Source organism: Proteiniclasticum sediminis (assembly GCF_018128025.1).
Lineage (GTDB): Bacteria > Bacillota > Clostridia > Clostridiales > Clostridiaceae > Proteiniclasticum > Proteiniclasticum sediminis.
Genome location: NZ_JAGSCS010000002.1, coordinates 115,585 through 136,240 on the forward strand (window position 1 = coordinate 115,585; position 20,656 = coordinate 136,240).

Annotated in this window: 23 protein-coding genes; 21 read left to right on the forward strand and 2 right to left on the reverse strand. The window is 50.8% G+C overall.

Annotation, left to right across the window (positions count from 1 at the left end):
- Window positions 1–37: 37 nt before the first annotated feature.
- Complete coding sequence (locus tag KCG48_RS02135; protein ID WP_211799648.1) at window positions 38–556, forward strand: SixA phosphatase family protein; 519 nt, start codon at window positions 38–40, stop codon at window positions 554–556.
- 81 nt (window positions 557–637) lie between these two features.
- Here KCG48_RS02135 and KCG48_RS02140 read toward each other — a convergent pair whose 3' ends face one another.
- The gene (locus KCG48_RS02140; RefSeq protein ID WP_211799649.1) at window positions 638–1,393 is read right to left on the reverse strand and encodes a sulfite exporter TauE/SafE family protein; all 756 of its coding nucleotides are present in this window, start codon (window positions 1,391–1,393) and stop codon (window positions 638–640) included.
- A 148-nt stretch (window positions 1,394–1,541) separates the two neighbouring features.
- Between KCG48_RS02140 and rlmD the strand changes: the two genes are divergently transcribed.
- From rlmD to KCG48_RS02215, 15 genes are all read left to right on the forward strand, one after another.
- Complete coding sequence (gene rlmD / locus KCG48_RS02145; protein ID WP_211799650.1) at window positions 1,542–2,909, forward strand: 23S rRNA (uracil(1939)-C(5))-methyltransferase RlmD; 1,368 nt, start codon at window positions 1,542–1,544, stop codon at window positions 2,907–2,909.
- A gap of 2 nt (window positions 2,910–2,911) precedes the next feature.
- Window positions 2,912–3,262, forward strand: coding sequence for a hypothetical protein (locus KCG48_RS02150; protein ID WP_211799651.1), 351 nt, complete (start codon window positions 2,912–2,914; stop codon window positions 3,260–3,262).
- 226 nt (window positions 3,263–3,488) lie between these two features.
- Window positions 3,489–3,674: a MerR family transcriptional regulator gene (locus KCG48_RS02155; protein WP_211799652.1), complete on the forward strand. Its 186-nt coding sequence runs from the start codon at window positions 3,489–3,491 to the stop codon at window positions 3,672–3,674.
- Window positions 3,675–4,343: 669 nt separating this feature from the next.
- Window positions 4,344–4,952 carry a TetR/AcrR family transcriptional regulator gene (locus KCG48_RS02160; RefSeq protein WP_211799653.1) on the forward strand — a complete coding sequence of 203 codons (609 nt, stop codon included), beginning with the start codon at window positions 4,344–4,346 and terminating at the stop codon, window positions 4,950–4,952.
- A gap of 4 nt (window positions 4,953–4,956) precedes the next feature.
- Window positions 4,957–5,631, forward strand: coding sequence for a flavodoxin family protein (locus tag KCG48_RS02165; protein WP_211799654.1), 675 nt, complete (start codon window positions 4,957–4,959; stop codon window positions 5,629–5,631).
- Between the two features lie 447 nt (window positions 5,632–6,078).
- On the forward strand, window positions 6,079–6,480 hold the full coding sequence (locus tag KCG48_RS02170) for an NUDIX hydrolase (protein ID WP_331000364.1): 402 nt from the start codon (window positions 6,079–6,081) through the stop codon (window positions 6,478–6,480).
- A gap of 239 nt (window positions 6,481–6,719) precedes the next feature.
- Window positions 6,720–8,195, forward strand: coding sequence for a long-chain-fatty-acid--CoA ligase (locus tag KCG48_RS02175; RefSeq protein ID WP_211799655.1), 1,476 nt, complete (start codon window positions 6,720–6,722; stop codon window positions 8,193–8,195).
- 267 nt (window positions 8,196–8,462) lie between these two features.
- On the forward strand, window positions 8,463–8,648 hold the full coding sequence (locus tag KCG48_RS02180) for a hypothetical protein (RefSeq protein WP_211799838.1): 186 nt from the start codon (window positions 8,463–8,465) through the stop codon (window positions 8,646–8,648).
- A 16-nt stretch (window positions 8,649–8,664) separates the two neighbouring features.
- Window positions 8,665–8,880, forward strand: coding sequence for a hypothetical protein (locus KCG48_RS02185; protein ID WP_211799656.1), 216 nt, complete (start codon window positions 8,665–8,667; stop codon window positions 8,878–8,880).
- A gap of 151 nt (window positions 8,881–9,031) precedes the next feature.
- On the forward strand, window positions 9,032–9,553 hold the full coding sequence (locus KCG48_RS02190; protein WP_211799657.1) for a hypothetical protein: 522 nt from the start codon (window positions 9,032–9,034) through the stop codon (window positions 9,551–9,553).
- Entirely contained in the window at window positions 9,550–10,467 is a 918-nt protein-coding gene (gene aac(6') / locus KCG48_RS14955; protein ID WP_211799658.1) for an aminoglycoside 6'-N-acetyltransferase, read from the forward strand. Before KCG48_RS02190 ends, aac(6') begins: the two co-directional genes overlap by 4 nt.
- 93 nt (window positions 10,468–10,560) lie before the next feature.
- Window positions 10,561–10,887, forward strand: a complete 327-nt coding sequence (locus KCG48_RS02200) for a DUF2200 domain-containing protein (protein WP_230976974.1) — start codon at window positions 10,561–10,563, stop codon at window positions 10,885–10,887.
- A gap of 361 nt (window positions 10,888–11,248) precedes the next feature.
- Complete coding sequence (gene arr / locus KCG48_RS15060) at window positions 11,249–11,698, forward strand: NAD(+)--rifampin ADP-ribosyltransferase (protein WP_408004691.1); 450 nt, start codon at window positions 11,249–11,251, stop codon at window positions 11,696–11,698.
- 107 nt (window positions 11,699–11,805) lie between these two features.
- Window positions 11,806–12,009 carry a hypothetical protein gene (locus tag KCG48_RS02210; RefSeq protein WP_211799661.1) on the forward strand — a complete coding sequence of 68 codons (204 nt, stop codon included), beginning with the start codon at window positions 11,806–11,808 and terminating at the stop codon, window positions 12,007–12,009.
- A 268-nt stretch (window positions 12,010–12,277) separates the two neighbouring features.
- Window positions 12,278–12,769 carry a hypothetical protein gene (locus KCG48_RS02215; RefSeq protein WP_211799662.1) on the forward strand — a complete coding sequence of 164 codons (492 nt, stop codon included), beginning with the start codon at window positions 12,278–12,280 and terminating at the stop codon, window positions 12,767–12,769.
- A 132-nt stretch (window positions 12,770–12,901) separates the two neighbouring features.
- Here KCG48_RS02215 and KCG48_RS02220 read toward each other — a convergent pair whose 3' ends face one another.
- Window positions 12,902–14,686 carry a sigma-54-dependent transcriptional regulator gene (locus tag KCG48_RS02220; protein WP_211799663.1) on the reverse strand — a complete coding sequence of 595 codons (1,785 nt, stop codon included), beginning with the start codon at window positions 14,684–14,686 and terminating at the stop codon, window positions 12,902–12,904.
- A gap of 242 nt (window positions 14,687–14,928) precedes the next feature.
- Between KCG48_RS02220 and KCG48_RS02225 the strand changes: the two genes are divergently transcribed.
- Genes KCG48_RS02225 through KCG48_RS02245 form a run of 5 tightly spaced genes read left to right on the forward strand, consistent with a single transcriptional unit; the run spans window position 14,929 to window position 20,615 of the window.
- Window positions 14,929–16,188, forward strand: a complete 1,260-nt coding sequence (locus tag KCG48_RS02225) for a four-carbon acid sugar kinase family protein (RefSeq protein ID WP_211799664.1) — start codon at window positions 14,929–14,931, stop codon at window positions 16,186–16,188.
- A gap of 4 nt (window positions 16,189–16,192) precedes the next feature.
- Window positions 16,193–17,428: a sialidase family protein gene (locus KCG48_RS02230; protein ID WP_211799665.1), complete on the forward strand. Its 1,236-nt coding sequence runs from the start codon at window positions 16,193–16,195 to the stop codon at window positions 17,426–17,428.
- Window positions 17,412–18,575: an iron-containing alcohol dehydrogenase gene (locus KCG48_RS02235; RefSeq protein ID WP_211799666.1), complete on the forward strand. Its 1,164-nt coding sequence runs from the start codon at window positions 17,412–17,414 to the stop codon at window positions 18,573–18,575. The genes KCG48_RS02230 and KCG48_RS02235 overlap by 17 nt, the downstream gene beginning before the upstream one ends.
- A 36-nt stretch (window positions 18,576–18,611) precedes the next feature.
- Window positions 18,612–19,520 carry a 4-hydroxy-tetrahydrodipicolinate synthase gene (dapA, locus tag KCG48_RS02240; RefSeq protein ID WP_211799667.1) on the forward strand — a complete coding sequence of 303 codons (909 nt, stop codon included), beginning with the start codon at window positions 18,612–18,614 and terminating at the stop codon, window positions 19,518–19,520.
- Window positions 19,521–20,615 carry a PdxA family dehydrogenase gene (locus KCG48_RS02245; protein WP_211799668.1) on the forward strand — a complete coding sequence of 365 codons (1,095 nt, stop codon included), beginning with the start codon at window positions 19,521–19,523 and terminating at the stop codon, window positions 20,613–20,615.
- Window positions 20,616–20,656: the final 41 nt, after the last annotated feature.

Below are 20,656 nucleotides of genomic sequence, written 5' to 3' on the forward strand. Positions count from 1 at the left end.
TGATCCTATCCCCATAAAGTTGAGAAGGAGGGAGTTTATGGCACTGCATGTGATATTGATCCGGCACGGCATCGCAGAAGGGGTGTCGGCCGACGGCCAGGACGCTTCCCGGCATCTCACGGAGAAAGGAAAGAAAAAGCTCCGCAAAGCCCTGAAGGGAATCCTGCCTCTTCTCACGGAAGGGGAGAGGCCCCTCATTTGGTCCAGCCCCTTGGTTCGGGCTGTGGAAAGCGCGGAGATTCTCCAGGAGGTCCTGGGAACGGGACAGGTGGAAGAGATTCCCTGCATTGCCACGGGGGATCTGGAAACCTTCCGGATGCTGGTGGAAGAACTGCCACAGGAGCCAGAGCCCTGGATCTTTGTGGTGGGTCATGAGCCCCATTTGGGGAACTGGACCCGAAAACTTACGGGGATTTCCCTGCCTTACGGCAAAGGCTCCGCAGCGGCGTTTCTCTCCCGAAGCGGGGAGCTGGATACGTTAGAGCTTCGCTGGTTTCTTCAAAGCTCAGCCATGGCAGAGCTGAAACGAGAGAAGAAACCGAAACAGGACAAGTAAAGAGCAAAAAAATAAACCTCCAAGCCGAGGATGTGCTTACCCCATGGGGAGCCGCTTCCTGAACAGGCTTGGAGGTTTTTTCTAGAACAGCATGCCGTAGAGGAGCTTTCCGAATACGGCAAAGGACATGATGAGAAAGATGGGCTTGATGAACTTGGCGCCATTGCGAATGGCCAGCTTCGTGCCCATGAAGGAGCCCAATACCATGAAGAGGGCAATGGGAACCCCCAGGAGATAGTCGATCTTCCCGTTGAAGGCAAACATCAGAAGGGACGTAAAGTTCGAGGTGAAGTTAATGAGCTTGGCGTTACCCGAAGCGTTGGTGAAGTCGAACTTGAAGGCTCGGATGAAGATGAAGATGAGGAAGGAACCCGTGCCCGGTCCGAAGAAACCGTCATAGAAACCTAAAGCAAAGCCCACCAGGGACACCAGGAGGATCTTCTTTGTGGTAATTTCCGTGAAGCCGTTGACCTGCCCCAGATCCTTCTTGAAGTAGGTATAGAGGCCCACAGCCAGGATGGCGATGCTCACCAAAGGGTAAAGGAAGTCCTGGGGAACCCGAAGGACGGAGTAAACCCCTAAAGCTGCTCCCAGGGCCGTGAGGGGAACCGCCGTGCGCAAGAGGCGGAAGTTAATTTTGCTGGAACGGGCATACCCCGCCGTGGAAACAAAAGATCCCATGGTGGCGGCAAATTTGTTGGTGCCTAAGGTGAAGTGGGGCGGAACGCCAGCCAGAAGATAGGCGGGGATGGTCACCAGGCCCCCTCCACCGGCGATGGAGTCCACAAAGGCACCCACAAAACCGGCAGCGCAAAGAAACAGCAGTCGAATATCCATAATCAGTCCTCGTTTTCTTTAATAAAGTTCATAAGGCTAATTATAGCATAATCCATGGGGAGCGAAAGGGATCCCTCCCGGGGAGAACGGAGATTTTCTTCAGTTTTTCCGGGGATTCTGGTATCATCAGGAAGGAGAGTGATGAACGTTGAAAAGAAATGAATTAATTGAAGTGAAAATAGAGGACCATAGTTTTCCTGCCACAGGCATCGGGTTTTTGGAGGGAAAACGGGTAAAGATCAAGGGCGCCTTTGTGGGGGAGACGGTTTCCGCCAAAGCCTATGAGATCCGCCAGGACAGGGCCAAGGGAAGATTCCAGGGACGGACCTCGGAAGCAGAGTATGCCGTGGAGGCCCCCTGTCCCCACTTTGGACGCTGCGGCGGCTGCATCAGCCAGCAGATCCCCTTAGAGAAGCAGCGGCAGTTCAAAGAGGAAGAGGTGAAGAAGCTCTTTAAGCAGAATGATGTTCCTTTGGGGGAGTATCTGGGCATGACGGGATCGAGGGAGCAGTACGGCTACCGAAACAAGATGGAGTACACCTTTGGGGATGAGGTAAAGGACGGGGAGCTCAACCTGGGGATGCATTTCCGGGGAATGAAGAACTCCGTGATTAATACCTCTGGATGTCTTCTGGTCTCGGAGGATTTTCGAAAAATCCATGACTACACCATTGCGTACTGCCGAAAGAACAACCTGCCTTACTATCGCGTCATGCGCAAGGAAGGCTACCTGCGAAACCTGATCATCCGTAGGGGAATGAACACCGGAGAGCTCATGGTGAACCTGGTGACCACCACGCAGCTGGATTTTGATCTTGCGGAGTACCGGGATGGCCTCCTCAGCCTTGCCTTGGAAGAGAAACTGGTGTCCCTCCTCCATACGGAAAATGACAGTTTTTCCGATGCGGTGATTCCGGAGAAGGTGAACATTCTCCATGGCCAGGATTACCTCACGGAGAAGCTGGGGGAACTGACTTTCAAGATTTCGCCTTTTTCCTTCTTCCAGACCAATACCCAAGGCGCAGAGGTGCTCTACCGGGAGGTAAAGGCCCTCATCGGGGAAAAGAAGAAGGAAATCTTTGACCTCTACTGTGGTACGGGTACCATTGGTCAGATTGTGGCTGACTGTGCGGAAAAAGTCACCGGGGTGGAAATCATCGAGGAGGCTGTTGTTGCTGCCAATGAAAATGCCGCCATCAACGGCTTGAGCCATGTACAGTTTCTGGCGGGGGATGTGAAGGACGTGATCCAGACCCTGGAAGGAGCGCCGGATCTCATCATCCTGGACCCACCCCGTAGCGGAGTCCATCCCAAGGCCCTGGAGTATGTCAAAGACTTCCAGGCCAAGGAGATCATCTATGTTTCCTGTAACCCAAAGACCCTGGTCATCGATTTAAAGTACCTGATTGATCAAGGTTACCAGGTGGAGAAGACCAAGATTGTGGACCTTTTCCCCAACACGCCTCATATAGAAGTCATTGTCAAATTAGGTAGAGAATTAAACTTAGGAGTGTAGTTATGAATACTTGGAAAAATGTAACCGGATTTTTCTCTGAAGATGACCGACATTATAAGAACACCTATATGGAAATTAGTGAAGTATATGATGAAAAAATCGAAGTGAGTTCATTTTCATCAACTGAAGGATTGCACGAAATATACTTTTCCTTTGGCATCATGTTTGGAATTATCTATATCGAGAGGGAAAAGGCCGATTCGGAACGACAAGAAGTGAAAAAGGAACTTTTAGAAGAATATCGGAAGCACAATGAGCCAACAAGTGAATTTATAAAGATGTTTTGTGAGAAGCATAAGGTATGTATCCCCAATGATATCTTTTTTGATGATTCATCCTTGCTTGACTTCTAATTATTGCTTTGCTAATAAAGTCGTTGTCGTGACGCGCCAGACTTGGTCGAAATGATGGGCTTAGAAGAGCAATCCCATTCTGCTCAGCCGGTCATCGACCGCTGAAAGGCTGGGGCAAACAATTTCAGCCTCGAATTATCGGAATAATACGTATCGTTTCGACATAAATATCATTGATATTATTCCGATGCTGCGTTAAATTGCTTACGATAGGGGAGGTGAGAGGATGCAATACATTACGGTAAAACAGGCATCAGAGCGGTGGGGCATATCTGACCGTCGTGTCCGTATACTTTGCGAGGCGGGGCGGATAAAAGGTATCGTCAGAGAAGTACGTTCTTATCTTATCCCGGCAGATACAATGAAACCGATAGACGGACGCACTTTGGGCGGTAAGATGATTCCGGAATAATACGCTGCACTTTTTGCGATAGTTGATGAGATGAAAGCCGAACTTGACCGTCGTCATCCTCTTGTGGCACTTAAACGACGAAGAAAATCCGGCAACTCATGGTGAAACTTCCCGGATCCCCTGCCGTTTTCGACTGCCGATCACCTTACACGCTTCCTGGCACAAGGGGCAGCAGCTCTTCTCCATACTCCGGACAAAAAACGCCTTTACAGCTATTCCATTCCAGTTCAAACTTTGATACAATAACCATGCTAATCAATTTAGTAAGAGGCCCTTCCTGATGCTCGTGTCGAAATGTGAGTTAGGGAGGGCTTCTTTCCGTCCTCCAATGTTGTTATGGTCATGATATCCGTCTATTTACGGACAGACAAGCTTAGCAGGTTTTGGGCTTTAAAACGTCTTTAACACAACTCCCATTGTTCATGTCTAGTAATCTAGAAATCGCATCAAATAATGACTTATTTAATATTGACAAAACTAACAGATGTTAGTTAATATAATACTAACAACTGTTAGTACATACGTTTCTTTAGCAAACTTCTGTTTGGCTATAGTTTGCTTTAGTTACTGCAACGCATGAAATTGGATTTTCATGGACAGGATGTTGATATTCTGGAATCGGAATCTTTGAAATGAAAGACCAAGAGAGTAGGAATAGGAGGTTTTTCCATGACGACGAAAGAACGAATACTGTATTCTGCACTTCAACTTTTTTCTGAACGGGGCTATGCGGGAGTTTCCATGCGCGAATTAGCCGCAAAAGTGGGGATTAAAGCTGCATCTCTCTATAACCATTTTTCAAGCAAGGAAGAGATTTTCAACCACCTCCTTGAGGAAATGCAGCATCGTTATGAGCAAACGGTCATCAGGATTCCGATTCCCAGTGGATCTTCCGAAGAAGCCGCGAAACAGTATGTCGGGATCACCGAAGAACATCTGCAGCAGATTGCAGGAGGCCTGTTCCAGTACTTTGCAAAGGATGAGTTTGCTGCCCCTTTTCGCAAAATGATTTCATCGGAGCAGTATCATCATTCTATTGCAGGGGATGCCTTTAGGCAGATCTTCATCCATGGCGCATTGGAGTATCAGGCCAATCTTTTTAAAACGCTTATGGAGCTGGGAGAATTTATCGATGCCGATCCAAAGATCGTGGCCATTCAATTTTATGCCCCCATATTTTTGCTGCTCGAAAGTTACGATGAAACACAGGAATCCGATACCATGGAAACATTAAAGAAGCATGTCAGTCAGTTTTCGAAAATATATGGTCGGAGGTAAAGGAATGAAAATTACGGTTGTACACGGGCAGAAACATCATGGCAGTACATGGAACTCCACTCGATTATTGCGGGATTTTCTCATGACAGAGGATGATGTTTGTCATGAATTTTTTGTCAATGACATCCCTCACTGCGTTGGCTGTTTTACCTGCATTTTAAAAGATGAAGAAAAATGTCCACACCGGAATTTAATCCAGCCGATCATTCATTCCCTTGATGAAGCAGATATCATTATTGTCGAAACCCCGAACTACTGCATGGGGATGACCGGACAACTCAAAAACTTTTTTGATCATATGGCGTATCGCTGGTTTAGTCATCGTCCCCTGGATGGAATGAAAAATAAAGTGGCCATAGCAGTTTCGACAACGGCGGGTCTCGGTGCGAGTACAGCCACAAAGCATGTTGCAAAACAGCTGTTTTGGTGGGGAGTTCCCAAAGTATACCGTCTTCATGAGGTGGTAGCTGCTTCGAACTGGGAGGAAGTGAAACCAGAAATCAAGGTAAAAATCGAACATAAGGCAGAAAAAATCGCGAAAATGGCAAGGAAGAATCACGAAAGAGTTCACTGGGGGATACGGCAAAAGCTGATCTTTAAAATGATGGGGAGAATGCAAAAGGCTGGTTTGGGGACTCCGAAGGATGCTACTTACTGGAAAGAACAAGGTTGGATTTAGGAACCTTAATCCTTGGAGAGTTCAAAGGCTGAGGTTATGCTTTCGAAAATGAGAGCTTGTAAAACCTCATCAAGCTCGTTCGTCTGTTGTGGCGATCTTGCGATGGTTACTGCAGCGGGATTCATTTCTCGGTTAGTGGTGGTCGTATCAAGGATATATCCGATCGGATATAAGTTGAGACCGACGTTTTTGGGAACAGAATGTCGGGTGGACGAGGAAGACGCGAAGACCATGGGGAAACTAGCTGTCTGCTCATTCGTCCAAAGTCGTCATTCAAGTTTCTTGAATTGAGGTGTATTATGCAAGATGTTAAATTAACCCATGGCGAAAACATGATGGGTCTGTAATTAGGAGAGGAATATGATGGAAATTTGGGATGCCTATAACGTAGAACTAAAACTGAACGAAAATCTTCAGCTTTATCGTGGACAGTAAATTCCCGAAGGCGTGTATCATCTCGTCTGCGATATCCTCGTGCAGCATGCCGATGGCACCTATTTACTGATGCAAAGAGATGCACGTAAGTATTACGGTGGTATGTGGGAAGCCACAGCTGGAGGATCCGCTTTGCAGGGAGAAACGCCGCTCCAGTGTGCCATAAGGGAGCTGCGCGAAGAGACGGGGATCATCTCTTCCGACTTGCGAGAAGTGGGAAGAGTGGTCAGCGATGAAACGCGCTCCATCTATGTGGAGTTTTTCTGTGTCACCGATGGGGATAAAGAAAAGATCGCATTGCAGGATGGCGAAACATCGGACTTTAGGTGGGTAAGCAAGGATGAATTGCTTTCCATGAAGAAGGATGAACTAATCACCATGAGAATGGAGCAGTTCATGGAATCGTTGAAATAAGAAATTCCAAGTCATTTCCATGAGATGGATTTAAACGAAGGCAATGATAATAATCCAAGCGTTTTTCCGATGGTGGATTAGAATACGCTGATCGGATTGCCCTAGACTGGGGTTTCCGGCTTAGAAATTAGAGGGTTGAGAAAAATTTGAATTTTTCTCAACCTTTTTACAGCGCTAGAAGAGTTTTTGTTGTATTATTTTGAGTATCACAGTAAATTTTAGAGCATATGGGGGACAATATGGTAGGTAGTATTTATAAGAATAACTTCAATCCCAACTCGATTGCCATTAAATACAAGGGAAACTGCATCACCTATAACGAACTGGATACCGCGGTGAATCAGTACGCCAGCCTATTGTCAAAGCTGGGCGTGAAAGCGGATGATCGGGTACTCTTGAGCTGTCCGAACTCCCCGGAATTCATCTACTCTTATCTGAGCGTCGTGAAGAATGGCGCGGTCATTGTGCCCATGAACCTGCAGCTGACCATGACGGAAATCCGATACTTATTGGACGACTCCGGAGCAAAGTTCATGCTGATTCATCCCGCCATTTTAAAAGCCATGAACCAAAGCCAAGGATCTCTGGAAGAGCTCTTGAACCTCCAGGTGTTCGTGCTGGATGAAGTATTTAAACAGGATCTCTTGGAAATTCCCCTGGTGGAGGTTGAAGCGATTTCCGATGAGAATGCGGTATCCACCTTCCTTTATACCTCCGGGACCACCGGAAAGCCGAAAGCGGCCATGCTGACCCATAAGAATCTGGTGACCAATGCGGAGCAGTGCCGGGTGGCCTTCAGTACCACTGCAGAAGATAACTTCATGTGTGTTCTTCCCATGTTCCATGTGTTTGGATTCACCGTCAGCGTGCTGAATCCTTTATGGACGGGTGCCACCGTGACGATCCTCGAGAAATTTCATCCCAAGGAAATCGTGGAATCCTTTATCCAGGACGAAGTGACGGTCTTTGCGGGGGTTCCCACCATGTATGTGGTCCTGCTGGAAGCCTGCAAGAATAGTGTCCTCTTCCCGAAGCTTCGCTTAGCCATCTCCGGGGGCGCAGCCATGCCGGTGGAAGTCCTGAGACAGGCGAAGGATATACTGAAACTCCCCGTGGTCGAAGGATACGGCTTGACCGAAGCCTCACCCGTGGTCAGTTTCAATCCACTCCATGGGATGCAGAAAGTAGGCTCCATCGGTGTTCCGCTCCAGGGAATTGCGTGTAAGATTGTCGATGAAAAGGATGTGGAGCTTCCAGCAGGAACGGTCGGGGAGCTCATCACCGTGGGGGACAACGTAATGCGGGGATACTACAAGAAGGAGACCGAAACAGCAGAAGCACTAAAGAATGGCTGGCTGCACACCGGCGATCTGGCAAAGAAAGACGACGAGGGTTATCTCTACATTGTGGATCGGAAAAAGGATCTGATCATCACCGGTGGCTTAAATGTTTATCCTCGGGAAGTGGAAGAAGTGATCTATCAGTTTCCGAAGGTAAAAGAGGCCGCAGTCGTGGGCGTTCCTGATAACCTCCGCGGAGAGATGGTGAAAGCATTCATCGTCCTTAAAACCGGCGAAGAATGCACATCAAGGGAATTACTGGCGTATTTGAAGGAGAATCTGGCCGGTTATAAGCTCCCGAAGAAAATTGAGTTTATCCCTGAGCTGCCTAAAAATGGATCCGGAAAAATTTTGAAGAGAATGCTTAAAGCGTAGTAGTAGATCCATTAAACTAAACTCAAGGAACGGATGCCTTATCGAGCGACCTCTCATTATGCCCAAAGGGCGGTAGTTCTTCTTCATCCTCCGGTCATAACGTCGTGACCGGTTTCCTATCCAATAATTGTAGTCAAGGGTTAGAAAGACTCTTCCTGATGCTCATATATGAGTCAGGGAGGGTCTTTTTCGTCCCTCATTCTTGCTAAGGTCGTATATTTATTTTGAGGATGTAAGATTGCCTCGTTTAGTTCATTTTAAAAGAGAGTGTCAGGCCTCAACACCTTTGATCCGAGTTCAGCGGCCATCGTTCAAGGAACCATCGCCGCTGCTGCGGTCATCAACGAGATCATCGCCGTGGTCATCGCCCAAAAAGCCTTTGAGTGGGCTGGAGAACTGGAGAATCATTCCCCCGATGATATTCCTTCAGACTGGGTGACCAGTTCCAACTAAAGGATATGAGGACCTTTTGGAGAGGATCTACGTTGCATTAGCCGGATTTGATCTTTCCTTCGATGAGAAGGAAGTTAACCCCGGAGTTTTCCATTCAGCCCTTGAGGTTTCTTCGGACAAGCCTCAAGGGCTTATTCATGCCTTGAATGGGGAGAATAAGATGAAATGGGGTTTTCCACGAGTGTGGCAAAGCCGTGCATTTCCAGTGAAGATATCTTATACTGAAATATAAGCAGAAGGGGAATAACCTCGTCCGGGAGAAGATTGGGGGAGTGCTCATCGGGTAAGCCTGGGACGCGGTTTCTCGTTAAACCGCTGAAGGGCGATGAGCTGCACCGCTAAGAATGGAAACTCCAGCGCTAACCGGGAAAAGGAGAGTAAGTATGGCAAAGATCAGGAGCATCACGATCAAGGGGTATTCTGGTTATGGTACCGATGACGAAGCCTTTCAGGACATCGTCCGGTTGACGGCGGATTCGATTTCCTATCACTATCAACCGCAAATCCCCTCAGAGCTTAATCCTGTGCGAAAATGGAAGTATCAAACAAACAGCGCCATTTACAAAATGAGATTTGATGCTGTGGAAGCGATGATTCCACTCGTCTTGGACAGTGCTAAGCTGGAAAACTGTACCGATATTGGAGGTATTGAGTTTCATCTCATATTTTCCGACAAAACCGAGTTTAAGGAAACTTACTGGGTACCAGGAGAGAGATTTGCGGATTGCTTTCGGCTCATAAAAAGCATGGTTCCCGAATGTGAGTATATTCCAGCGGTTCTCTTGACCGAAGAAGACGTTGAAGAAGATGATCAGGAAGAGGATGATAAAGAAGAAGAAGAAGAAGAAGAAGAAGAGTCGTTCAGCGAACCGTTAGCGGAAAGTGGAGAGGAGAATTTTGGATGATTTTTCGAAAAGGAACGGAAAGCGATCTTGTACCGTGGATGGAATTGGTCCGAAAAGTAAGTCCCGGGTTTCCGGGGTTGGAGACCGAAGAGGCCCTAGCCCAGCATCAGGAGACTGTGCTGAAGTTTATTAAGGGGGGAGCTGGAATTTGCGCAGAGGATAACCAGAAAATTATGGGTGTTCTCCTATTTTCCAAATCCCATCAGAAGATCTGCTTCCTGGCCGTGGATCCCGCATACCACAGGCTAGGCGTCGCTTCCCAGCTACTGGAGATGGCTCTGGGGGAACTGAATCATCGGGAAGACACCACCGTATCCACCTTTAGGGAGGAAGATCCCAAAGGGGAGGCACCTCGAACGCTCTATGCCAAGTTTGGATTCAAACCGGAGGAGCTGACGGAGGAGTTTGGCTATCCCAATCAGGTGTTCCGGCTCCCGGGGGAAACCTCTGACCAACAGGGCAAAGACACGTTTAGGATCCGAAAAGCAATGCTGGAGGATCAGGAGGATGTGGCAAAACTTGCCAGCAGATTATGGCCCCATCACACGCCGGAGGAGTTAGTCGAAGAATTTGCAGGGCTTCTGGAAAATGAGGAGTGTGCCGTTTTTCTTGCCTTTCAGCAAGGAGTACCCATGGGTTTTGCCCAGTGCCAGCTGCGGCATGACTATGTTGAAGGGACAGATTCATCGCCTGTGGGTTATCTCGAGGGGATCTTCGTGGATCCGTCTTTTCAGCGCAGCGGTGTGGCCCAAGCACTCCTTAATGCTTGTGAAGCATGGGCGAAAGAGAAAGGGTGTCAGGAGTTTGCCAGCGACTGCGAATGGGGCAATGAGGACAGTCTTGCCTTTCACCTGGCGGTAGGTTTTACGGAGGCCAATCGAATAATCTGCTTCACCAAAAAGCTGAATCCCTGAAGCTATCGAAGATATCGGCGATCGCTTCAGAATACATCGAAAGAAATCGAAGAAAGAGAGGAATAAACCGTGAATTATGAACGAGTATACAAGATGGCATTTTCCAGCGTGTACCCGCTCCTTGTCCAGAAAGCGGAACGCAAAGGGCGCACCAAAGCTGAGGTCGACGAAGTGATCTGCTGGCTGACCGGCTATGATGAAGCGGGTCTAAAGGAGCAACTCGAAAAAAATGTGGACTATGAAACATTTTTCGGGGAAGCACCAAACCTGAATCCCAACACGCATCTCATCACCGGCGTTGTTTGTAAAGTCCGCGTGGAGGACATTGAAGATCCCTTGATGCAGAAGGTCCGCTGGCTGGACAAACTGGTGGATGAACTGGCCAAGGGGAGGCCCTTGACGAAAATTTTAAGAAGCTGAAGAGGCTTGGTGGACATCGATTTCCAGGTTCTACAGGCTTCAATGAGACATGAGGTGAAAAATGAAAAATCAGTTTGATCCCAAGAATAGGATTATTCAAGAACTTCTTCAGGGGATGGCCATGGAAGATCAGGGGAAACCTGAGGATGCCCAGGTTCGGTTTCTGGGGGCCTGGAAGAATGCAGAGGATGATTTAGAACGCTTTCTCGCGGCATATTTTGTCGCCAGGCACCAAAAAACCGTTGAAGAGCGGCTGGCGTGGCTGGAAACCTCGTTGAAGCATGCTCTTAATGTGGATGATGATGCCGTGAAAAGTGCTTTCCCTACGCTCTATGAGAAGATTGCCCATTGCCATGAGGAGCTGGGGGATGAGGAGAAGGCGAAATGGAGCAGGGAGCAGTCTGCGGCCTACAATGTAGCCCCTTCAGACGCGGGTCCTTTTTATCACGGGACAAAGGCTGACTTAAAAATCGGGGATCTGCTCACGCCGAAAAACGAATCCAACTATCAGACTGCGCTCAAAATGAACCACGTCTATTTCACCGCTCTTATCCCGGGTGCGGGACTGGCTGCCGCCCTGGCCAAGGGCGAGGGCCGTGAACGGGTTTATGTGGTGGAACCCACGGGGGACGTTGAACATGACCCCAATGTCACCGATAAGAAATTCCCAGGCAATCTGACCCGATCTTACCGCTCCGAAAAGCCCTTGAAAATTGTGGGAGAGGTTCAGGATTGGCGGCATCAGACCACTGAGGACATTCAGAAATGGAAAGAAAAACTCGCTAGCAACAAAGGAGAAATCATCAACTGAAGAATGAAATCGTCTGCTGCAGATAGAAGGGCATTCACTGCGCGGTAGATGGAAGCTGAACAGGACGTTTGAGGTAACATAAAGTAAAATTGAGGTGATTAACGAATATGGCAATCCTTGCATTCCTTCTGATTGGATGGATCCTCAGCTGGGTGAAGTTCGAAAACTTGTTTATCCAATCTTTTAAAGAACTGTTCGGAAAGGACGTCACAAAGGCCAGCTACTATTTCCTGTTTTTGTGTATTGGAATCTTTGGAGAGTTTGTCCTGCTCCTTCAAGGCGCATACTATACCGTCTTCCTGTATCGATAAAGAGATCCTGGAGGAACGATTTTAGCTTCGTGGAAGGTTAGCCCCTGGAAATGCAGATGACCGCAATTTCCAGGGGCTTTTTAGAAGCGTCCATCTACAGACGTCTGTTCAGGACTTTTTTGCGTTTGCCCGAGATGAATATGCGATGGACATGACAATCCGCAGAACGATCAAAATGTAAAGAAAAACGGCATGGCATGAATAGCGAGGGTTCATCATCAGTTATCGATAAGTGCATAAATTATGGTATAATGCTTTAAACCTTTTCATGATCTGGGATAAGGATTATGGCGTAGGGGAAGTGGAGAAATGGAAGGAAAGCGAGGGAACAATACGGATGAAAACCATGCTGAAGCTGATGCAAAATCCAAAGAATGGAATCCCCGAGGAGAAGCTGCCCCGGTTTGAAGAGATTGTTCAAACCACCAAGGGAGCGGAGTGCGAAGGAAAGTTCATGAAAGCCATGGCGGAGCGCCTGGCGCTGTATACCCAAACCTACGGTAGGACCGCAGAGCTTTTGGATGACCACACGGTTCTTGTTACTTTTGCCTGTCATCATGGCTATTACAAGCATGCGCCTAAGGGGAAGTTCCAGTTTCCCGATTCCGTGGAAACCTACTTTGAACGCTGTGCGGGCGGAAGGCTCTATGAGTACGAGAAGGCCCTGGGCATCAAGCTGAGGATCAAATCCGTGGATACCTCGCCGCTCAAGGAGAACATCCTCCATCCGGTGAAGTTTATCTTTGAAATTCTGGAATAGAACGGGGAACGAGAAGATCCGTAAAGTCTGGGCCAAGGCCTGACTTTACGGATCTATTTTTGTGCAAGGTTGAAGAAGGGAAGGACATCTTAGCTCTTTCGGTTTCCCGTATATATTTCTGCATCTCTCCGATTATTTCTGCACCAGACGCCATAGGGTGGTGCGGCTGATACCCAGACGCTTGGCCGCTGCCGTCTGATTCCCTTCAGTTTCCTGAATGACCCGTAGGGCAATATCCTGGCTGATCTCCGCCAAAGTACGGTTCAGGTCCAGGGGAGCGGCTGCATTTTCCGTTTGAGGGGTGAAGGCACCCACATGACGTTCCTTGAGGAAGACCTGATGGACGTTGTCCGCCGTGATGATCTGGCCGGTGCCCATCACCGAAAGTTCGCCCAGAACCCGCTGGAACTGGGTGTAATTATGGGGCCAGTCATAGTTCTGAAGAAGAGACAGAGCTTCCGGGTCTGCCCCCAGGATCTGCCGCGGCAGATTAATGTTCATATGGCTGAGACAAAGGTTCAGCAGCGTGGGGATCTGATGGGAAAGCTGCCTTAAGGGGGGCAGGTAGAGTGAGAGGGAAGAAAGCTTTTCCCGGAAGAGGGCACCTACTTTGGAGATATACTCGTCGGGCTGGCACACGCAGGAAATCATCACCCGATTACGCTGGCAGACCTCCATCTCCGTTAAGACGGCGATGAGCTGATACTGCCGCTCCAGAGACAGGACATCCACATTGGCAAAGTAGAGGGTATTGCCTTCCTCGGCCAAGGGGGAGTTGTGGTGTTCCATGAGGTATGCCCAGCTGCGGTCGTTCAGGAGACTGCAGTTGATGGAGATCAAGGGATTATTTCGCTGGGGGCCCTTGATATAGATCATCTGGACGATGGATTCTTTTCCGGTGCCATCTTCCCCCGTGAAGATCACGGGCGCGGGGCTTTGGGTGATTTGCTCAATTTCCTGCTGAAAACCCTGAAGATTCCCCACAAAACTGAATATACTGTTATAGTATGCTTTCTCCGCTTCCGCCCGGTCGGTGAAGCTGATCCCCAGCTGGTTGGAAGCCACGGGGAGTTTACGCTCATCGATGAAGAAGGCAGTGTAGTGGGCGGCTCCGCTGGTTAGTCTTCGGATGCGAATGGAGTAGCGCATTCCCTTTAAGGAGCGGGTGATTCGCTGGTTCTCCTCCAGCTGATCCTGGGCGAACTCCTGGCGAAGAAGTTCCAAAAGCTCCGGCTTCAGCTCCTCCAGGGTGGACAAGACAAGATTTCCCTCCTGGTCGAAGACCAGGGTTTGGCTGAGCTGTCCCCGAAGAAGCTCCCGGAAAAAGGCGTTTTCATCCCGCAGGTGCTGCTGGCTTTCACAAAGGAGAAGGGCCTGATGGAAGGCGTTTCGGATGCTGTCGATACCGGAGGTGATGAGGAAGGAGTTGATTCCCAGCCGTTGGGCCGTGGTGTTGACGATCACATCGCAGAGAATGGTTTCGCACTGCTGCTCCTGGAGACGGCGCAGGGTCGGCTCCACCGCCTCGATGGTCTCCACCGTGTGGATATCGATGTCACACTCGAGAAGATCGCATAGGGGCAGCATCTGGTTTCCGATGTCGGCAAAGGAGATCATGGCCATTTTCTTTTTTAGGCCATTTGCCAGCTTGATGGCAAAGAGAATGTCATACATGGATATCTCAATCTCAATGACAGGGATAGTGAGCTGCTGGCGAAGCATCTTGGCAGTGGCGCCTCGGGAGATCACCACATCGTATTCGCCATGGAAGTTGTTCCGGGCAATAAGCAGTCCCTGTTCCATATCGCCCACGTAGACCGTCAGATCGATTTGGGGATACTCCTTAGCCAGATTCAGCATTTGGATTTTCATTCCTTCATAGGGCGCAATACCCAATACGCGGATATTATTTTTCATAAGCACCTCAACAATGTTTCATATTTAAACACATCATAGCAAAAACTGTAAAGGTTCGCAATAGAAATCATAACGTTTCAAATCTAAACGTTTTTAATGCAAAAATGATTTGACGATGGGGCAGTACTTTGGCAAAATGGAGAAGAAATGAAAATGAAAAGGATAACAAAAACGAAGGATAAGCAGAAGAGGGAAACAACCCTCCAAAACTGTTTCATAATGAAACGGAGTAAGGTGGACGTATGGTAAAACTATTGATTATCGCGGATGACTTCACCGGAGCCCTGGACACGGGGGTGCAGTTTGCAGCCAAAGGGGCCCAAACCCTGGTGGTCACCGATCTGAACTATGACTTCCATACCGAGGAACATCCGGTGGATGTTCTGGTGATGGTGGCCGAAACCCGTCATCTCTCTCCCCGTAAGGCCTACGAGATGGTGTACAACACCGCTAAGCGAGCCGTTGAAGCGGGCGTTCGGTATCTCTACAAAAAAACAGACTCGGCGCTGCGGGGAAACATCGGCAGTGAACTCACCGCCCTCATGGATGCTGCAGAAGTGGATACTCTGCCGTTTATCCCCGCCTTTCCCAAAATCAACCGCATCACCCAGGAAGGGATCCACTACATTGACGGGATACCGGTGGCCCAGAGTGTCTTTGGGCAAGATCCCTTTGAACCGATCCTCTATTCCGCCGTGGCTGAGCTCCTTGCCCAGCAGACGCCCGTGCCCATTGTCCTTCATTCAAGAAGGGAGAAGGGGAAGAAGCTTCCGCCAGGGATACAGGTTTTCGACGCGGAAACCGATGCGGATCTTGAGGATATTTCCAAAGAACTGGGTCCCCAGGGACTGCGTTTCAGTGCCGGATGTGCCGGATTCGCTACAGTGCTGGCGGAACTTCTGGATTTAACAGGACCGGCTCCCCAGATGCCCAAGTTTGTTGAACCGCTCTTCATCGCCTGCGGCAGTGTCAACCCTGTGACGATCTTGCAGATGAATACCGCAGAAAAAGCGGGGTTTCCCCGGGTGAACTTAAATCCGGTGCAGAAGCTGGAGCGAACCTGGGTGGACAGCGAAGCTGCCGATGAGGCCATTCGGCAATGGATGGTGCAAGTTAAGGAAAGTCAGCGCTTCATCCTCGATGTTAATGATCCGGAAGGGACAGAAGATACAGCGGACTATGTCCGTGCCCATGAACTGACCAGCGAAGAGCTGCGGGTTAAGATTTCCAATAACCTGGCTGCCCTCATGAAGAAACTCCTGGACAGCGGACTGAAGGCTACGCTTCTTTGCACGGGGGGAGACACCCTCATGGCGCTTATGCAAGCCATGGAGGTCACCGCCCTGAAACCCCTGGAGGAAATGGCCACCGGTGTCGTCGCGACGACCTTTGACTATCGCGGGAACACCTATCACATGATCTCGAAATCCGGCGGCATTGGCGAGGAAAATCTCCTCATTGAACTGGCAAAACAGCTCTCATCAAAAGCATATTGGAGGTAATAATATGATGTATCCGACTCTCCCCGGCTTAACTCTGGACGGCCGACTCTACATTAACGAAGACATGGGAACTGTGGAAGCCATGGTCCCCCCCGGTCCATATTCCACCTGCCACTCTCCGGCCATGGTGGAGCTGCCCAACGGCGACCTTCTCTGCTGCTGGTTCGCCGGCACCTACGAAGGAGAAACCGATGTGCACATTATCTGCGCCAGGCTGCCCAAGGGCGCTCACCGATGGTCTGAGCCCGTTTCCATCTCCGGTGACCCGGAGCGGAGTGAGCAGAATCCTTCCCTCTTTCTGGGACCCGATGGTGCTGTTTGGTGTATGTACACCGCGCAGATGGCCCGGGTACCCGGAAAAGACAATATGCAGTACACCTCCCAGATCCGCTGCCAGAAGAGCTTCGACGGCGGCCTGACCTGGAGTGATTATGAGACCGTATTCCCCCGGGAAGGCAGCTTCTGCCGCCAGGAGATTCAGGTGCTTCAGAATGGACGATGGATCTTCGGCAACTGGCTCTGCACAGACTCCGTGGAAGGACTGGCAGGGGACCCCAGCGTCTTCCAGCTCTCCGATGATCAGGGAAAAACCTGGCGCATGGTGGAAATGCCCAATAGCCGGGGAAGAGTTCATCCCACCGTGGTGGAACTGGATAACGGTCACCTGGTGGCCTTCATGAGAAGCCGCGAGGCGGATCATGTCTACCGCAGCGAGTCCCTGGACTGGGGCGAGACCTGGTCTGAGCCCAAACCCACACCGCTTCCCAACAACAACTCCTCCGTCAGCGCCATCCGCACCCAAAGCGGCAGAGTGGCTGTGGCCTACAATCCCACAGCTACCCCCGTGCCCATGAAGGGCAAGGCGGCCTGGCCGGGACTTCGCTGCCCCGTAGCCGTGGCTCTTTCCGAAGACGGCGGGCTCACCTTCCCCCTGATCCGATGGATGGAACGGGGCGAAGGGTTCATGGGCGACGAGAATAAGGTGAACAACAAGCAGTACGAGTATCCCTACCTCATGCAGAGCGCAGACGGCAGGCTTCATCTGACCTACGCCGCCTACACCCGAAAGTGCATCAAGTACGTGAGCTTCACCGAAGAGGATGTCATTGGCGCCAAGCGGGAATACTTCAGTATCTATAACCCGACCTCCGGAGAAGGGGCGAAAATTCCAGCCACGGAAAAAAAGACCCTGACCCATGTCGTACCCGAAGGAGGGAACATCCGTGTTGACAGTTTATAATCTAAAGATGCCCCATGCGGTCTATGGCGGCGAAAATGCCATGGACAACATCACTGCCATTTTAAAGAACCATCAGGCGAAGCGCGTAGCGCTCTTCACCGATGGGGGGATCCTGGCCTCCGGACTTTTTACACTGCCGGAAGCGGCCGTGAAAGCGGCAGAAGCCGAGTACTATGTCCTCAGCGACATCCCCCCGGAACCCTCCTACACTGCAGTACAGCAGATCGTGGACCAGTTCAAGGAAAACGGTGCGGACATGATCATCGCTGTCGGCGGGGGAAGCGTCTTGGATGCCGCCAAGCTTGCCAGCGTCCTGGTCACCGATGAATATGGGGTGAAAGAACTTCTGGATACCCCAGGCCGCGCGAAAAAATGCGTGCCCACCATCCTCATCCCCACCACCGCAGGAACTGGTGCTGAAGTGACCCCCAACGCCATTGTGGCGGTTCCCGAAAAGGAACTGAAGATCGGCATCGTCAATGAAAACATGATCGCTGACTATGTCATCCTGGATGCCCGCATGGTGAAAAATCTTCCCCGGCCCATTGCCGCAGCCACGGGCGTGGATGCCCTGGCCCACGCCATCGAGTGCTACACCAGCAAGAAGGCTAATCCCTTCTCGGACACCTTTGCCCTGGAAGCCCTGGATCTCATCTTAAACCATATCCTTCCCGCCTGTGATGATCCCGAGGCCATGGAGGCCAAGAACAGGATGCAGATTGCCGCCTTCTACGCCGGCATCGCCATCACCGCCTCCGGCACCACCGCTGTCCATGCCCTGAGCTACCCCTTGGGCGGCAAGTACCACATTGCCCACGGCGTCTCCAATGCCATCCTTTTGGCGCCCGTCATGCGGTTCAATGCTCCCGTCTGTGAGGATCGTCTCGCCAAAGCCTATGACCGCTGCTGCCATGAGGCAGAGAACCGCTGCCAGAGTGATTCTGAAAAGGCAGAATGGGTCATCGGAAAGATCGAGGAAATCGTCCGTCACCTGAACATCCCCACCAGTTTGAAAGAGTTCGGCGTGCCGAAGGAAGATCTGGACGGTCTGGTGGAAGCGGGGATGCTGGTGCAGCGCCTCCTGGTGAACAATATGCGCGAAGTCACCCCGGAAGATGCCCGAAATCTGTACCTGGAAATCCTGTAACGCTGAAAGAGAGATCAATAAAAGGAGATTAGAAGAATGAAAACTGTAGAACTGAAAGGTATTATCCCGCCCATTCTTACCCCCATGAATCCCGATGAAACCATCAATCTGGGGGAACTTCGAAACCAGATCGAACGGATGCTGGAAGGCGGAGTCCACGGCGTATTTCCCTTCGGAACCAACGGAGAAGGCTATATCCTGAGCGAGGCGGAGAAGATCCAGGTGCTGGAAGCCACCATCGACCAGGTCAAGGGACGGGTTCCCGTCTATGCCGGCACCGGATGCATCTCCACAGCGGACACCATCCGCATGAGCAAGAAGGCGGAAGAACTGGGCGCCGACGTGCTGTCCATCATCACCCCCAGCTTTGCCCTGGCTTCCCAGAAGGAACTTTATGATCATTATGCCGAGATCGCCAAGCACGTGAACATTCCCATCGTGCTGTACAATATCCCCGCCCGTACGGGAAACAAGCTTCTGCCGGAAACTGTAGCCAAGCTGGCTCAGGATGTGGACAACATCATGGGCGTGAAGGACTCCAGCGGCGACTGGGAGAACCTTCTGGCCTACATCACCCTCACCAAGGATCTGGAGAAGGACTTCCGCGTTCTTTCCGGAAACGACGCCCTCATCCTTCCTTGTCTGGAAGCGGGTGGAGCCGGCGGCATCGCCGGATGCGCCAATGTGTATCCCCATACCCTGGCATCCATCTACGAGCTCTTCAAGGCAGGAAAGATGGAGGAAGCCAAGGTGGCACAGGACTCCATTGCCTCCTTCCGCGCGGTCTTCAAGTACGGCAATCCCAACACTGTGGTGAAAAAGGCTGTGTCCCTGCTGGGGTATCCCGTGGGCGACTGCCGACGTCCCTTCAACTATCTCTGTGACGAAGGGGTGGAAGCCCTGAAGCAAGTGCTGAAGGACAATGCCGACAAAGGGATGAAGTAAATGAGTGCGCCAGTAAAGCCCATCATCGGCATCACCCTGGGCGATCCCTTCGGCAATGGGCCGGAGCTCACGGCTTACGCCCTGGCCGATGGAAAGCTCTATGAGCAGTGCAGACCGCTGGTGGTGGGGGATGCCACTTCCATGGCCTATGCCCTGAAGGTGGCCAAAAAAGTCCGGGGACTGGATCTCTCCCTCAATATCATCAAAACCCCGGCGGAAGGCAAGTACACCCCAGGAACGGTGGATCTTCTGGATCTGAACCTCATACCTGCCGAAGAAATTCCGGATACCTTGGATCAGGATGCCCCCAAAGCCTATGGCGTGGGCGCCTGCCCCCTGGGAGGAGAAGCCGCCTTTTCGTATGTGGTGAAGGTCATTGATCTGGCCATGAACGGGGAGATCGATGCCACGGTCACCAACGCCATCAGCAAGGAAGCCATCAATATGGCGGGGCATCACTACTCTGGACATACAGAAATCTATGCTGACTACACCCACACTCCTAAGTACACCATGATGCTGGCCCATCATGACCTGCGGGTGGTCCATGTGTCCACCCACGTCTCCCTTCGGGAAGCCTGCGACCGGGTGAAGAAGGATCGTGTCCTGGACTGCATCCGCATCGCCAATGAAGGCTGCAAAGCCCTGGGGATCAAAGAACCCCGCATCGGGGTGGCTGGGCTCAATCCCCATAGCGGAGAAAACGGCATGTTCGGCTGGGAAGAAGTTCAGGAAATCCAGCCCGCCATCGATGAAGCCCTCGCCGAAGGGATCCTCATCCCGGAAAAGAAGCCCACACCCCCGGACACCATCTTCTCCAAAGCCCTGGGCGGATGGTATGACATTGTCGTCGCCATGTACCATGATCAGGGGCATATCCCCCTGAAGGTAAAAGGCTTCGTCTACAACCGGGCAGAGCAGCATTGGGAAGCCGTGGAAGGGGTGAATGTGACCCTGGGTCTGCCCATCATCCGGGCCAGTGTGGACCACGGCACAGGATGGGATTTGGCCGGTACTGGCCGCTCCAGTGAACTGAGCCTGGTCAATGCCATCGAATACGCCCTGCAAATGGTGAAAGCCAAGAAAGAAGCCTAAAATTTCGGGAGCGATTTTCTCCCACCCCTTGGCCCCGGTCA